Origin of the sequence: Flagellimonas pelagia (assembly GCF_003584135.1) — a bacterium.
Classification (GTDB): domain Bacteria; phylum Bacteroidota; class Bacteroidia; order Flavobacteriales; family Flavobacteriaceae; genus Flagellimonas; species Flagellimonas pelagia.
In genome coordinates, this window is record NZ_QXFI01000008.1 from 107565 (window position 1) to 122214 (window position 14650).

The 14650-nt window shown below is 44.1% G+C and carries 14 protein-coding genes; 8 read left to right on the forward strand and 6 right to left on the reverse strand.

Annotated features, from left to right (window positions below):
- The 5 genes from nqrE to D2V05_RS01490 are packed head-to-tail and all read right to left on the reverse strand — an operon-like array spanning position 1 to position 4772.
- Complete coding sequence (gene nqrE / locus D2V05_RS01470; RefSeq protein ID WP_119645830.1) at positions 1-747, reverse strand: NADH:ubiquinone reductase (Na(+)-transporting) subunit E; 747 nt, start codon at positions 745-747, stop codon at positions 1-3.
- Between the two features lie 4 nt (positions 748-751).
- A complete protein-coding gene (locus tag D2V05_RS01475; protein WP_119641954.1) occupies positions 752-1399 on the reverse strand; it encodes an NADH:ubiquinone reductase (Na(+)-transporting) subunit D in 648 nt (215 codons plus the stop codon).
- Between the two features lies 1 nt (position 1400).
- Positions 1401-2150, reverse strand: coding sequence for a Na(+)-translocating NADH-quinone reductase subunit C (locus tag D2V05_RS01480; protein ID WP_119645831.1), 750 nt, complete (start codon positions 2148-2150; stop codon positions 1401-1403).
- 5 nt (positions 2151-2155) lie between these two features.
- Positions 2156-3418 (reverse strand): NADH:ubiquinone reductase (Na(+)-transporting) subunit B, encoded by a 1263-nt coding sequence (locus D2V05_RS01485; RefSeq protein WP_119645884.1) that lies wholly within the window; start codon positions 3416-3418, stop codon positions 2156-2158.
- A 1-nt stretch (position 3419) separates the two neighbouring features.
- Entirely contained in the window at positions 3420-4772 is a 1353-nt protein-coding gene (locus D2V05_RS01490; protein WP_119645832.1) for a Na(+)-translocating NADH-quinone reductase subunit A, read from the reverse strand.
- Positions 4773-4923: 151 nt separating this feature from the next.
- Between D2V05_RS01490 and D2V05_RS01495 the strand changes: the two genes are divergently transcribed.
- The 7 genes from D2V05_RS01495 to D2V05_RS01525 all read left to right on the forward strand — a co-directional run bounded on the left by D2V05_RS01495 (position 4924) and on the right by D2V05_RS01525 (position 12457).
- On the forward strand, positions 4924-6168 hold the full coding sequence (locus tag D2V05_RS01495) for a type IX secretion system plug protein (RefSeq protein ID WP_119645833.1): 1245 nt from the start codon (positions 4924-4926) through the stop codon (positions 6166-6168).
- A 30-nt stretch (positions 6169-6198) separates the two neighbouring features.
- Positions 6199-7449, forward strand: a complete 1251-nt coding sequence (locus D2V05_RS01500) for a DUF3667 domain-containing protein (RefSeq protein ID WP_119645834.1) — start codon at positions 6199-6201, stop codon at positions 7447-7449.
- A 3-nt stretch (positions 7450-7452) separates the two neighbouring features.
- A complete protein-coding gene (gene apaG, locus D2V05_RS01505) occupies positions 7453-7839 on the forward strand; it encodes a Co2+/Mg2+ efflux protein ApaG (protein WP_119645835.1) in 387 nt (128 codons plus the stop codon).
- Positions 7840-7910: 71 nt separating this feature from the next.
- The gene (gene pruA / locus D2V05_RS01510; RefSeq protein WP_119645836.1) at positions 7911-9539 is read left to right on the forward strand and encodes an L-glutamate gamma-semialdehyde dehydrogenase; all 1629 of its coding nucleotides are present in this window, start codon (positions 7911-7913) and stop codon (positions 9537-9539) included.
- Positions 9540-9609: 70 nt separating this feature from the next.
- Positions 9610-10374 carry a creatininase family protein gene (locus D2V05_RS01515; protein ID WP_119645837.1) on the forward strand — a complete coding sequence of 255 codons (765 nt, stop codon included), beginning with the start codon at positions 9610-9612 and terminating at the stop codon, positions 10372-10374.
- A gap of 2 nt (positions 10375-10376) precedes the next feature.
- Positions 10377-11345 carry a GlxA family transcriptional regulator gene (locus tag D2V05_RS01520; RefSeq protein WP_119645838.1) on the forward strand — a complete coding sequence of 323 codons (969 nt, stop codon included), beginning with the start codon at positions 10377-10379 and terminating at the stop codon, positions 11343-11345.
- 74 nt (positions 11346-11419) lie between these two features.
- Positions 11420-12457: a DJ-1/PfpI family protein gene (locus D2V05_RS01525; protein ID WP_220473525.1), complete on the forward strand. Its 1038-nt coding sequence runs from the start codon at positions 11420-11422 to the stop codon at positions 12455-12457.
- 320 nt (positions 12458-12777) lie between these two features.
- Here the strand turns inward: D2V05_RS01525 and rsmG are convergent, their stop codons facing one another.
- A complete protein-coding gene (gene rsmG, locus D2V05_RS01530) occupies positions 12778-13419 on the reverse strand; it encodes a 16S rRNA (guanine(527)-N(7))-methyltransferase RsmG (protein WP_119645840.1) in 642 nt (213 codons plus the stop codon).
- Positions 13420-13536: 117 nt separating this feature from the next.
- Here rsmG and D2V05_RS01535 point away from each other — a divergent pair, with 117 nt between their 5' ends.
- Entirely contained in the window at positions 13537-14640 is a 1104-nt protein-coding gene (locus D2V05_RS01535) for a fatty acid desaturase family protein (protein WP_119641944.1), read from the forward strand.
- Positions 14641-14650: the final 10 nt, after the last annotated feature.

Genomic DNA, 14650 nt, shown 5'->3' on the forward strand with positions numbered 1-14650 from the left:
TTATTTGTTTATGGCTTCGTTATAAGAGACTGCTTTTTCCTTATCCTCAATCTCTTTCTTGATTTCTTTTTCTTTTTCTTTTTCAGCTTTCACAGTAGTGGTTTGGGCCTCTTCTGGCGGCTCATTGTCACCAGTAAGCATTCCACCAAAACTTTGGAAACCGATACCCATCAATCCTGTGATGATGAAGGTAATGCCCAATCCACGCAAGGGAGCGGGAACATTAGAATATCTGATTTTCTCGCGAATGGCGGCAATGGCCAAAATCGCCAAGAACCATCCAATGCCGGATGAAATTCCATAGTTGAAGGCCAATCCAATATTAGGGATGTCACGTGTTTGCATGAACAGTGATCCACCCAAAATGGCACAGTTTACCGCAATCAACGGCAAAAAGATACCCAAAGAGTTATATAGTGATGGGGAGAATTTCTCCACCACAATTTCCACCAATTGTACCATGGTGGCAATGGTAGCAATAAACAGGATGAACGATAGGAAGCTAAGGTCATAGTCAGCATACTCCGGACCCATCCAGGCCAAGGCCCCATCCTTCAACAAATATTTGTCCAATAACCAGTTCATAGGCACAGTAACCGCCAATACGAAGATTACGGCTGCACCAAGACCCACGGCGGTAGACACTTTTTTGGATACGGCCAAATAGGAACACATCCCCAAAAAGGTGGCAAACACCATGTTGTCTATAAAAATCGACTTGAAAAAAAGTTCTAAATGCTCTAACATATCCTTAAGCTTCTTCTATTAATGCCCTGTTTTTGGAGCGTTGTACCCAAATAATGATACCCAACACGATCAATGCTGCTGGTGGTATGATCATAAATCCATTGTTTTCATATCCAATGGAATACAAGCCTGTCTTGGTAACAGGATCACCCAAAACCTTAAATCCGAACAAGGTTCCAGAACCCAAAAGTTCCCTAAAGAATCCTACGATTACCAAAATAATACCGTATCCGAGTGCATTACCGATACCATCCAAAAAGGCCTTCTTAGGACCATTGCCTAAAGCAAAAGCCTCAAAACGTCCCATGATGATACAGTTGGTGATAATCAATCCCACAAAAACTGATAAAGTCTTGCTCAACTCGTAGGCAAAGGCCTTTAGCACCTGATCCACAATGATTACCAGGGCGGCCACGACCACCAATTGCACAATGATCCTGATCTTGGACGGGATGATGTTCCTCAACAAGGAAATCGCCACGTTACCCATACTTAGTACAAACAATACTGAAAGGGCCATTACCACGGCAGCCTTAAGCTCAGCGGTAATCGCAAGGGCAGAACAGATACCCAACACCTGAATGGTGATCGGGTTGTTGTCCGCCAAGGGATCCAGCACCAGTTTTGAATCTTTTTTTGATAGTAGTGCCATATTATTTTGTTCTTATGGTTTGTAAATAAGGTTTGTACAGTTTGATGCAATCCTTGATCATCGCAGTCACCCCGTTACCGGTAATGGTAGCTCCTGCAAGCGCATCCACTTGGTTGTCCTCCTTATCGGTGTTCAAGGGGTCTCCGTTTCCTTTAGCTACGGTAATGCCTTCAAAACTGTTTCCAGACATGATGGATTCTCCAGTAAAATCATCCATGAAGAATCGTTGTTTGATGTTGGCCCCTAGCCCTGGTGTTTCTCCCCTGTGATCGAAGTATACTCCTTGAACCACCATGTGGTCATCCAACGAAATGTATCCCCAAATGGCATCCCAGAGTCCTCTTCCGTACAAAGGAATGATGTAGAATGTCTTGCCGTCCTTTTCACCTATCAGTAGGGGAAGTTCGGCTTTTTCACCATTCTTTGCTTTGGCAATTTCTTTGGAAACATCGATCAAATAGGCGTTCTCTTTCTCAACGGCAGTTGAACCATCAAGAACCATTTGTTTTACAATGTATTTGGAGAAATCCGCTTCCACAGACGATGTAGGAACAAAAGTCACATCACCTTCCCCTTCATTATCGTTGACTCCCATCGCATAGAGAATGTTCTGCTGCTTTTCGAAGCGTTCATTCTCATGGATTTTTGGTTTAAGCCCCGATGCCACAAATGCCAACAAAGAACCTACCACAACCACCATAAGGGCTGCGAAGATTACTGTGTAGCTATTTTTTTCAGTATTCAATGCCATAATGCTTATGCTGTTTCCGTTTTTAATGAATCCACCTCATCCGAAGCTTGGGGATAGATGGTCGCTGTCTTCAATCGTCTCAATCGCTTTTTGATGTTGCCCCTAACCACATAATGGTCGATGGTGGGTGCGAACACGTTCATCAACAAGATGGCCAAGAACACTCCTTCCGGATACCCTGGGTTGAACACACGGATCATGACCGACATGAAACCGATCAAGAATCCATAAATCCATTTCCCTCTATTGGTCTGTGACCCCGTAACAGGGTCTGTAGCCATAAAGACGATACCGAAGGCCAATCCACCTACCAACAAGTGTTGCCAGTAAGGGAAGCTCATCAACGTGTAGAATTTACTATAGGTGGGCAACCAGCCTGCATCCACAATGCCGTTAAAAATCAATCCCATTGCCAAGGAACCCAATACCCCGCTCACGATGATCCTCCACGAGGCAATCTTGGAGAAGATCAAGAACAAAGCTCCCAATAAAATCAAAATTTTTGAAGTCTCACCCACCGATCCAGGAATAAATCCATAGAACATATCCGAAACAGAAAAGGAAAGATGTGAACTCCCTTGTGCCAAGGCCCCTAAAACGGTTTCCCCGGAAATAGCATCGGTAGAACCCGCTTGGGTCAGTCCAGCTTTGGCTCCGTGTACCCAAACTTTGTCACCACTCATCCAAGTTGGATAGGCGAAGAACAAAAAGGCACGAATGGTCAATGCAGGGTTAAGGATATTCATCCCCGTACCCCCGAACACTTCCTTACCAATGATTACACCGAATGCTACGGCAATGGCCAACATCCAAAGTGGTGTGTCCACAGGAATGATCAATGGCACCAACATACCGGTAACCAAATATCCTTCTTCCACTTCGTGACCTTTGATCACGGCAAACAAGAACTCGATACCAAGACCTATACCGTAGGATACGATCACCAAGGGCAAAATGGTGGTAAGTCCCACCAAGAAATTGCTCCAAGTCAAGAAATCATCAAAAAGGGAAAAGTTTTCAGGAAATCCGTTGATGGCGGAATATTGTTGATATCCAGCGTTGAACATACCGAAGATCAAACACGGCACCAACGCCAGAATCACAGTGTTCATCGTTCGCTTCAGGTCATCCGCACCGCGAACGTGTGCCCCTGAATGTGTAGTTTCGTTCGGCGTATAAAGAAAGGTATGGAGCGCATTAAAGGCGGGAGCCATTTTTTTGCCCTCATACTTTTGTTTTAACTGATGTAATTTTTCTTTCATGCCCATATTATCCAAGTTCTTTTTGCAACAGATCCAATCCATCCCTGATGATCTGTTGGTGTGGTTGTTTTGAAATGCATATGAATTCCGTCAACGAGAAATCTTCAGGGGCCACTTCATAGAGACCCAACTGTTCCATCTCGTCCAAATCTTTCACCATACAAGCCTTGAGCAATTGAAGCGGGTAAATATCCATGGGGAATACCTCTTCATACTGACCTGTTACCACAAAAGCCCTGTGTTCACCATTGGTATTGGTGTCCAAATCATACTTCTTATTGGGCTGAAGCCAAGAAAAGGTCAACGCCCTAGTGGTTGAAATTTTATTGAAAACGGGTTTGTTCCATCCAAAAAACTCATAATCGTCCCCTTCTGGAATTGCCGTAACCGTATTATTGTAAAAACCAAGATAGCCCTCGGTACTGGTCTTGGAACCTGTAAGCACGTCGCCATTGATCAATCGGAACCTGTCCTCGCTTACTCCACTAGCGTACAAGAAGGTAGATATTTCAGCACCGATCTTGGTGGTATAATATTTCGGCGCTTTGATCACGGAACCTGCCAAAGCAATGGTCCTTTCGGCATTGAACTTGCCAGTGAGCAACAATTCGCCCAAAATGACCATATCCTGTGGAGAAATGGTCCAAACGACTTCGCCCTTGTTCACGGGGTCAATCTTATTGATCTGTGTTCCTACCAAACCTGCCGGGTGTGGTCCTGAAACCTTGTGCAGTTCAATTCCCTTCAAATCGGCGAAAGGAGATCGGCCTGAACTTCCAATGGAAACATGGATCTTACCAGGAGTCATTTTACCCAAAGCAGTAATGGCCGCCTGCAATTCCTGCTCCTTGCCTTTTAACACATAATCCACATCCGCGGCCAAAGGCGCAGTGGCATATGCCGAAATAAAAATGGCCTTCGGTGTGGCATCGGGATTGGCGATCACATCATAAGGCCGCTGTTTGATAAAAGGCCACCCTCCGCTGTGCAGAAGATAGTTCTTTATGGCAGCACCGTCCGCTGTGTCCAGATCCGGCACTTTATTGATCATGTAATCCTGCGTTTTATCGGCAAGGATCTTTAGGCTCAGAATTTTTCTCCTTGCCCCTCTTACAATTTCCACAAGCTCACCGCTCACAGGGGACACAAAGTGCATTTGCTCTTTGTTCTTGTTGTAAAAGAGGGGTTCTCCCGCTTTTACCTCTTCCCCTTGTTTCATCAACATTTTTGGGGTGATTCCATGGAAATCATCTAGGTTCAGGGCATACACGTTACTGGTAACGGCTTTGGAAGTAGTCTGTTCTGCTGCCCCGACGAGGTTGATGTTCAACCCCTTTCTAATCCGGATGTCTTTAGACATATTGTTGTAGACCTTTTGTTATCAAAATCGCTGGCAAATTTAGTACTTAAAGGATTCTTTTCATAATTATTATCCATAAAATTGGGATTATATCGAGCTAAATTCACAAGGCACACTTTTTGTTTACCTTTACCCAAAACAAATGCAATAAATGCGTGATTTGATCAAACATTTGTTCCTCTTTGCAATGGCTACCCAAACCTTTGCTCAGGTTCAGGAAGAGGTGAACCCTCCCGAAAATATCAAGACCATCATTTTTAAGGGACCAACGGAAGACCAATTTCCAGTGGTACTCCTGGGTGAAAGCATGACCTTGGAGTTTGATGATATTACCGCCAAGGAACAGGACTATTATTATAAGATAGTGCATTGCAATTACGACTGGACCCCATCGCAATTATTGAAATCACAGTACCTGTCAGGGGCGGACAACCAGCGCATCATCGATTATGAGAATAGCTATACCACCCTACAGCCCTATTCCAACTATCGGTTGACGATCCCCAACGATAATGTTCGGCTCAAGGTGAGTGGCAACTATGTCCTGGAAATTTATAATAGTTACGGAGAGATTCAATTCTCCAGAAGGTTTGTGGTGTACCGTGATGCCGTTACCGTGGGCGGTGTGGTAAAGCGCTCCCGTGACTTTAACTACCTCAACGAAAAGCAGGTGGTCCAATTTTCCATCAACACCAACGGTTTTCCTGTGGTGAACCCAAAAAATGAAGTAAAGGTGGCCATTCTTCAAAACTATTTTTGGCCCACGGCATTGTATAACATCAAACCACAATTTACCATTGGCACCGAACTGGTATACAAATATGACAAGGAAACCAGTTTTTTTGGAGGCAACGAGTTTTTGAATTTTGACACCAAAGACCTGCGTTCACCCACTTTTGCCATTTCCCGGATTGAAATGGGACAGGTCTATAACCATTATCTGTTTCCCAGTGAATATCGGTTTGATAAGCCTTATACGTATTTCCCTGACATCAATGGGGATTTTGTGGTGCGTACCCTCCAAGGGGACGATGTGTCCCGTGAGGCCGAATATTCCAAAGTTCATTTTAAACTGCCCTATTCCAACCTCATTGGACTGGATCAAGTGTATGTGGTCGGCAAGTTCAACAACTACGCCCTCACGGATGAAAATAGGATGACCTTTAACCCTGACAGTGGAATGTTCGAAGTTACCTTATTGATGAAACAAGGATTCTACAACTACAAATATGTGGTGGAAAGGGACAATGGCGCCATAGAACCCAACTTTGTGAGCGGGAATTTCCACTTTACCGAAAACAATTACCTGATCTTGGTATACTATCGGGATTTTGGCGACCTGTATGATAGTATTATAGGTATAGGTTCCGTGAATTCCAGAACTATCAGCAATTGATTATATTTAGGCCCAAATCCTGGGAAGGTTATGGGGAAAAAAGATGGCTTGGTCAGTAAAGGCCGTTATCAACTTCAATTTAGGGGCGTTACATGTTTGAACTGCGGCCACCCGTTGGACATCAGTGATAAATACTGTCCCAACTGCTCACAGGCCAACAGCACCAAAAAATTGACCCTCAAGGATTTTCTGGATGAATTCCTTTCCAGTGTCATGAACTATGACTCCAAACTTTTAAAGACCTTGTCGGCACTGATAATGCGTCCCGGGGGCATTACCATGGACTATATCAACGGCAAAAGAGTTTCGTACACTAATCCGTTCCGGTTTTTGTTGAGTTTGGCCTTTATCTATTTTTTGATGTTCACCTTCAACAACCAATTTTCAGATCTGGATAAGGCCGCAAAATCCTTTGATGGCAATATTACAGCGGGAGGCCCTGTTTCGTACAATATTAAGTCTGGGGACATAAAAGTGGACAGCTTGAAGATGAAGCAACAAGCCGAGGAAGTGTTGAAATCTCTGGATTCCATCGATAAGAAGAACCCTGGATTGGCCCTTGGCCTCAAAAAATTCGATTCTATTCGAAATGCCGACCCTGAGGTGGCACATTCGCTCAGCATGTTGGACTCCCTGACCCATTTAAAAGATCAAAAACCCAAGGTGAACAAGGATTCCTTGATGGCGGCCAACCCAAAGATCTACTTTGATAGCATCAGCAAAAAGTCGGGGATAGACGGGTTCTCCGACAAAGTTGATTTTTTTGTCCAAATGATCAAGAAAGACACCCTTTTCTCCTTTGAGCAGGCCAGTGAAAAATACAACATCGAGGGAACCATGTCCAACAAAATGGCCTTCAATGCATCCAACAATTTTTTGACCATTATACAACGACCAAGTGCATTCATAAAGTCGACAATTTCCAAGCTGCCCTTTGTGATATTCTTCTTTATGCCATTGTTCACCATCTTCATTTGGCTGGTGTACATCAGAAAAAAATATACCTACACCGATCATCTTATTTTTAGTTTCCACAATCAGTCCCTCTTGTTTATCTTGCTCATCCTTAGCTTGATCTTGGACACGATTTTCAAGATCAGCACCGCATGGCTTTTTGTGACCATTTTCAGCATTTATCTGTTCATGGCCATGAAAAAGTTTTATGGACAAGGAGTATTTAAAACAATTGTGAAATACATTTTTCTGAACACTATATTTACGATCTTGGCATTTTTTGCCGTACTCGTACTGTTTACAGGAAGTGTCTTTATCTATAACTAGCGTATGTTCACTCAAGTAACAAAAGGCATTAAGGTTTCCGTCCAGACCACTTTTGAAGGTACTTTCTTCAAAAATTACAAAATGCACTATGCCTTTGGCTACACCATAACCATTGAAAACCTGAGCAAGGATGCCGTCCAACTGGTGGCAAGGCATTGGGATATTTTTGATGCCCTGAAGGACATGGAGACCATTGACGGCGAAGGGGTCATCGGCAGAAAGCCCGTGATCAAACCTGGCAAGTCCCATACCTACAGTTCGGGATGTCTTTTGGCATCTCCCATTGGCGCCATGAAAGGGTATTACGAGATGGTGAACTTTACCACCTCCGAAGAATTTGAAGTGGAGATACCCACCTTCAAATTTGCTGCTCCTTTTGCCATAAACTAAAGCGCATCATTTTCTATTCGATATCCGATTGCTTACCTTTGGTGGAATTTTAAAATTTAAAAATCAACACCATGGGAAAAGGATTTTTTCAAGTTCCGACTGCATATAACGAACCTGTAAAAAGCTACGCCCCGGGAACCCCGGAACGCGACGAGGTATTAAAACAATATAAGGCCTATTACAAGGGAAATGTAGAAGTGCCTTTGTATATTGGCATTGATGAAATCAAGACGGGCAACACCAAGCCCATGTCTCCTCCCCACGAGCACAAACATGTGGTGGGACATTACCACACAGCCGATAAAAAACATGTGGAGCAGGCCATTTCCAATTGTCTGGAATCCAGAAAAGCTTGGGCCAATCTCCCTTGGGAACAGCGTGCCGCCGTTTTCTTGAAAGCGGCAGAACTCATTGCAGGTCCTTACCGCGCCAAGATCAATGCATCCACCATGATGGCACAGTCCAAGACCATACACCAAGCTGAGATCGATGCTGCTTGCGAGTTGATCGATTTCTTGAGATTCAACGTGGAGTTCATGTCCCAGATTTACGGGGAACAACCAGAATCTTCCGAAGGCATATGGAACCGTGTGGAATACCGTCCGTTGGAAGGTTTCATCTACGCGATCACCCCGTTCAACTTTACGGCGATAGCAGGGAACCTACCTGCCAGTGCCGCAATGATGGGCAACGTGGTCGTATGGAAGCCAAGTGATAGCCAGATATTTTCGGCAAAAGTCATTATGGATGTGTTCAAGGAGGCTGGTCTTCCCGATGGGGTCATCAACATGGTGATGGGGGATCCTGTCATGATCTCGGAAACCCTTTTGGCCAGCCCAGATTTTGCTGGTCTGCACTTTACAGGTTCCACCCATGTATTCAAAGAATTGTGGAAACAGATCGGGAACAATATCCATTCCTATAAAACCTACCCAAGGATTGTGGGAGAAACAGGCGGGAAGGATTTTATCATCGCACACCCATCGGCAAAACCGAAACAGGTGGCCACTGCAATTGTTCGCGGTGCATTTGAGCTGCAAGGGCAAAAATGTAGTGCCGCTTCCCGTGTCTATCTTCCAAAATCCACCGCAACTGAAATACTGGATCTGGTAAAGGCGGATTTGGCATCCTTCAACAAGCCAGGTTCTCCAGAGGATATGAGCAACTTCATCACCGCCGTGATCCATGAAGGTTCTTTTGACAAACTGGCCAAGTATATCGATCAGGCCAAGGCCGATAAGGATACCGAGATCATTGCCGGGGGAGGTTACGACAAGTCCGTGGGATATTTTGTGGAACCTACCGTTATTCTGACCACCAATCCAAAGTATGAGACCATGTACACTGAACTGTTCGGGCCTGTGGTCACCGTCTACATTTATGAGGATAAGGATTGGAGTGAAACTCTAAAATTGGTCGATAGCACTTCCGAGTACGCCTTGACCGGGGCAGTTTTGTCCACCGACCGTTATGCCATAGAGGAGGCCACCAAGGCCCTTCAGGATTGTGCAGGGAACTTCTACATCAACGATAAACCCACCGGTGCCGTTGTAGGCCAGCAGCCTTTTGGAGGCGCCAGGGCATCAGGGACCAATGACAAAGCGGGCTCCGCACAAAACTTGTTACGTTGGGTTTCTCCCCGATTGATCAAGGAGACTTTTGTTACCCCAGAAGATTATCGTTATCCATTTTTGGGATAATTTCGAAATACCTAATTTAAAGGCTGCCAATAATGGTAGCCTTTTTTATTTGATCTAAACACAAAAAACCATGCCCAGACCCTATATTTTAGCCGAAACCAATTGGAAGCACCTTAAAGACGAATCCTTTGATTTGGCAGTGCTCCCTTGGGGTGCCACGGAAGCCCATAATTATCATTTGCCTTATGCAACGGATGTGATTGAAGCGACCAAAATCGCAGAAGAATCGGCACGTTTGGCTTGGGAACAAGGTGGCAAGGTGGTGGTACTACCTACCATTCCATTTGGTGTAAATACAGGGCAATCGGACATTTATTTGGATATGAACCTGAACCCCAGCACCCAATTTACCATTTTAAAGGACGTGTTGACCGTTTTGGAAAGACAGGGCGTGCATAAGTTCATGATATTGAACAGCCACGGAGGCAACAATTGGGAAGCACTGGTACGGGAATTGGGACTGCTCTTTCCGAACATGTTCCTTTGCGTGACCAATTGGTTCAAAATGGTAGAGAAAAAGGAGATTTTTGAAATTCCAGGCGATCATGCCGATGAAATGGAGACCAGCCTTATCCTGCATTTGGCTCCCGAACTGGTACTTCCGAGAGAAGATTGGGGCGATGGAAAAGAATTCAAAAACAAGATCAAAGCCTTTTCCGAAGGGTGGGCCTGGACGGAGCGGCCATGGTCCAAGATCAGTGCCGATACCGGGGTAGGCGATCCATCCAAAGCAACTGCGGAGAAAGGAAAGCTGTTTTTTGATACGGTTTGTGCAAAAATGGCCAGACTGTTCATGGATATTGCCCAAGCGAATCCTAACGAACTTTACGAATAGGAATGAAATGCTCCACAAAGCACCGTGCTTTTTTCCTGATTCCCCCAGAAGTACAGCTACTGGACATTGCCGGTCCTGCACATTTGTTTTATGAGGCCAAGGAATATGGAGCCTCATTGGAAACCCATTTTCTAAGTATGGAAAGCCATCTGATGCAATTTTCAAGCGCCGGACTTTCCTTGGGGAACCTTGAACTTTTTTCCGATCATACCCTCGGTCCCGACGATCTTCTTTTTATTCCCGGACTTGAGTCACATTTGTTTTACGATACCAACATCACAAAGAAATATGTCGATTTCTTTGATTGGTTAAGACATCAATATAAGAACAAGGCCAAAATATGTTCGGTATGCACTGGGGCATATCTCGTGGCATTGACAGGGCTTTTGAACGGTAAAGAATGTACCACGCACTGGAAGTATCTGGAAGATTTTAAAACCAGGTTCCCAAAGACCCATTTACTTTCGGATCGTTTGATCACACATGATGGCAACCTATATTCCAGTGCAGGGGTTTCTTCAGGGATTGATTTGGCACTTTATCTTTTGGAAGAATTGTTCGGAGCAGTGTTTGCATCAAAGATTGCCAAGGAAGTTGTCATTTATCTTCGTAGGACAGAAAACGACCCTCAACTCAGTGTTTTTCTTCAGTACAGGAACCATATTGACACAAGGATACATCAGGTGCAAGATTTACTGGCCCAAAATCTTGAGCAGAAAAACAATATTGAGAACTTGGCCAATTCAGTTCACATGAGTCCCCGTAACCTTACCCGACTCTTCAAAAAGACCACTGGAATCACCATTGGTGAGTATTTGGACAGATTGCGGGTGGAAAGGGCCATTCAATTGCTCACGGCAGGTTCCAAAGTAAGCGCGGTAGCCACGGCATGTGGCCTCCAAAGCAGCAATCAACTGCGCTCCCTACTTAAAAAACACACCACTTCCCTCCCATCCGATTGGAAAGCATAATTGGCCCAATACTGCGGATGGTTGTCCTTTCGCCATGTCTTCCCCTATTGTACTTTTGAACAAATCATCAAAAAATGAACAAGCTATCCTATTTACTCGCCCTTTGTTTGACATCATTACTGACTATGGCCCAAAACACTGAAACCCAAAACACGGTATACATCTGCCCTCCTTGCGGTAGCTCGTGTGACGATGCCATGCATCATGCTCCTGGCGTTTGCTCGCACTGCAACATGCCCCTTGTGAAAAAGGATGACTCCAAGACCATCGCCTTTTATCTACAAAATGGGGTCGAAGTATTGGATTTTGCTGGCCCGATGGAAGTCTTCACCTATGCCGGATACAAAGTATTCACCGTTTCAGCGACACAGGAACCTATCAAATCGCAGGGGGTATTGCAGGTAGTGCCCGACTACAGCATTGAAAATGCCCCGAAAGCTGATATATTGGCCTTTTTTGGGGGTAATTCCGGTGCAGCTTCCCAAAACGAAAAAGTGATCAAATGGGTACAGGGCCAAAAGGATGTACAATATCATTTTTCCGTATGTACGGGGGCTTTTGTTTTGGCGGAAGCCGGGGTGTTGGATGGCAAAACGGCCACCACCTTCCATAATGCCCTTGCCGATCTGGAGGCCAATTATCTGAAAGTGGACGTGCGTAAAAACGTCCGATTTGTAGATAATGGCAACGTGATCACCACGGCCGGAATTTCAGCAGGAATCGATGGTGCATTGCATCTGGTGGCCAAACTCCAAGGGTTGAACGCAGCCAAACGTACGGCCTATTACATGGAGTACGATAACTGGAATTTGGGTAATGGGCTGATACTTTCAGATGATAATCCATATAATCAAACGGAACCAGCATCTTTTTACACCGCATTTGAGGGCACTTATGAACATCCAAGGAGTTCCCAAGTCCAATTGATTTATAATAGGAAAGAAGGAAACTTGGTGGTCGAAAACAAGGGATTGCAATCACCTGTACTCCATATTGTGGACGATGTGTTTTCCGATGCAGGAAATGAACCCGTGTTCTTCCACAGGAATAATTCGGGTGATGTTATCGGGTACTCCCTTACCAAAGAAGGGACCTTGTACAAGAAATTATGATTCTTCACTCGGAAGCAGACTACAATAAAACCCACATTAATACTGTTCTAAAAACTACTAAACTTACTTTGGGAGAAGGTTAAAATGGGATTTTAAAGAGATACATCCTGAAGCGTTCCATACTTTTTATGTAAATTTAACGTTAATTAATTGTTACTTGAATGTAATCTATTTAGTTTTACATTGTAAAAACAATTCGTTATGAGCGCAGGTATACATGTTTGGTGGAAAAAAATGGTTGAAAAATATAACCGTCTTTGGCAGTTCGGCAAGGATTATGCCCGTAAATGCCGATTGGTTTATAAAAGAATGTACAGTATTTAACTACGTTCCTTAAACTTCTGAGGCAGGTACACCACTTTTTTGGTATCGAAAAAATACTCCTCAAAATACTCCTTTAAGTCAAAAATTTGGACAGTGGCATAATCTTTCAACTCTTCTTCCAAATCACCACCTTTTAAATAAAGTATCCCGTTTTTACGTTCGTGTGCAGAGTCCTTTTTTACTTTGCCCTTGGTCCAATGTACAAACGTGGGCATGGCGGCTACGGCCCTGCTCACAATAAAATCAAATTGTCCAGGAATCTCCTCTACTCGGGAATGAATGGCTTTTACATTATCCAGTTGAAGCCCATCGATCACTTCTTGTACTACCTTAATTTTTTTGCCGATGGCATCCACCAAGGTAAAATTGACGTTTGGAAACAAGATGGCCAACGGAATACCGGGAAACCCGCCTCCTGTTCCCACATCAAGAATATCAGCTCCTTCGTTAAAGGTCTGGATTTTTGCAATTCCGAGGGAATGAAGCACATGCCGTAGATAAAGTTCGTCGATATCCTTTCTGGAAACCACGTTGATCTTTTGGTTCCAATCTTGATAAAGCCCCTCCAAAGCCTTAAAATGGGCCACTTGGTCCTCGGTGAGCGTCGTAAAATATTTTTGGATGAGATCGGCAGTCATTCCCGCAAACTTATTTTTAGCAAAATTAATACTTTTAAAGACCTTAACACCGTTCTAACACAAGGCTTTTGATCTCATAGGATTAAAAAAGCTATTTTTGTAAAAAACAATTATTTTATGAATACGAGTACCATCCGGTTTTCAAGAAAGGATTCAGCACAATTTTTTAGGACTTTGAACAAGCGTGTCAATGAATACTTCAACGAGAACAATCTCAAAAAAACCGGGAACTGGAAACTTCACTTGAAAACGATAGTGATGTTTGCCATTTTTCTGACCCCTTATTTTTTAATTTTAACCCTTCACCTTCCCTTTTGGGCCTATTTGTTGCTTTCCATCACCATGGGTGTGGGCATGGCCGGTGTGGGCATGAACGTGATGCACGATGGGAACCACGGGGCCTATTCCAACAAAAAGTGGGTGAACAAGATCATGGGGAGCAGCATTTATATTTTAGCTGGAAATGTCTATAACTGGCAGGTGCAGCACAACGTATTGCACCACACTTATACCAATATCCATGAGCACGATGAGGATATGGAAGCCGGAAGGATCCTAAGGTTCTCCAAACATGCAGAATGGCGCAAGCATCATAGATTCCAACACTATTATTCCATTTTCCTATACGGGTTGCTCACTTTCAATTGGGCGCTTACTACAGATTTCCAACAGATGTACCGCTACATGAAGCGTAACCTCAGCTACGGAAAATTGCCAAACCCTGTCATGAACTGGAGTACTTTGGTCATTACCAAAGTCATTTATTTGACCGTTTGGATCATATTGCCCTTGATTTTTGCCAACATCGCTTGGTGGCAGGTATTGCTTGGTTTCTTCATCATGCACTACGTGGCCGGGGTAATCTTGAGCGTGGTTTTCCAATTGGCCCACATAGTGGACGATGCGGACCAACCTCTACCGGATGCCGAAGGAAACATGAAAAATACATGGGCCATCCACCAATTGTTCACCACCGTGAACTTTGGCACGAAAAACAAGATTGTAAACTGGTTCACCGGAGGTTTGAATCATCAGGTAGAGCACCATATCTTCCCCAATATCAGTCACATACATTACACAAAAATTTCCAAAATTGTGAAACAGACTGCCAAGGAGTTCAATTTGCCCTACAACGAGTATAAAACTACCAGAAAAGCTATAATTTCGCACTTCAAACATTTGAAGGAACTGGGCAAAAACCCAGCACTTCAATACCAGTAAAATAGCATAA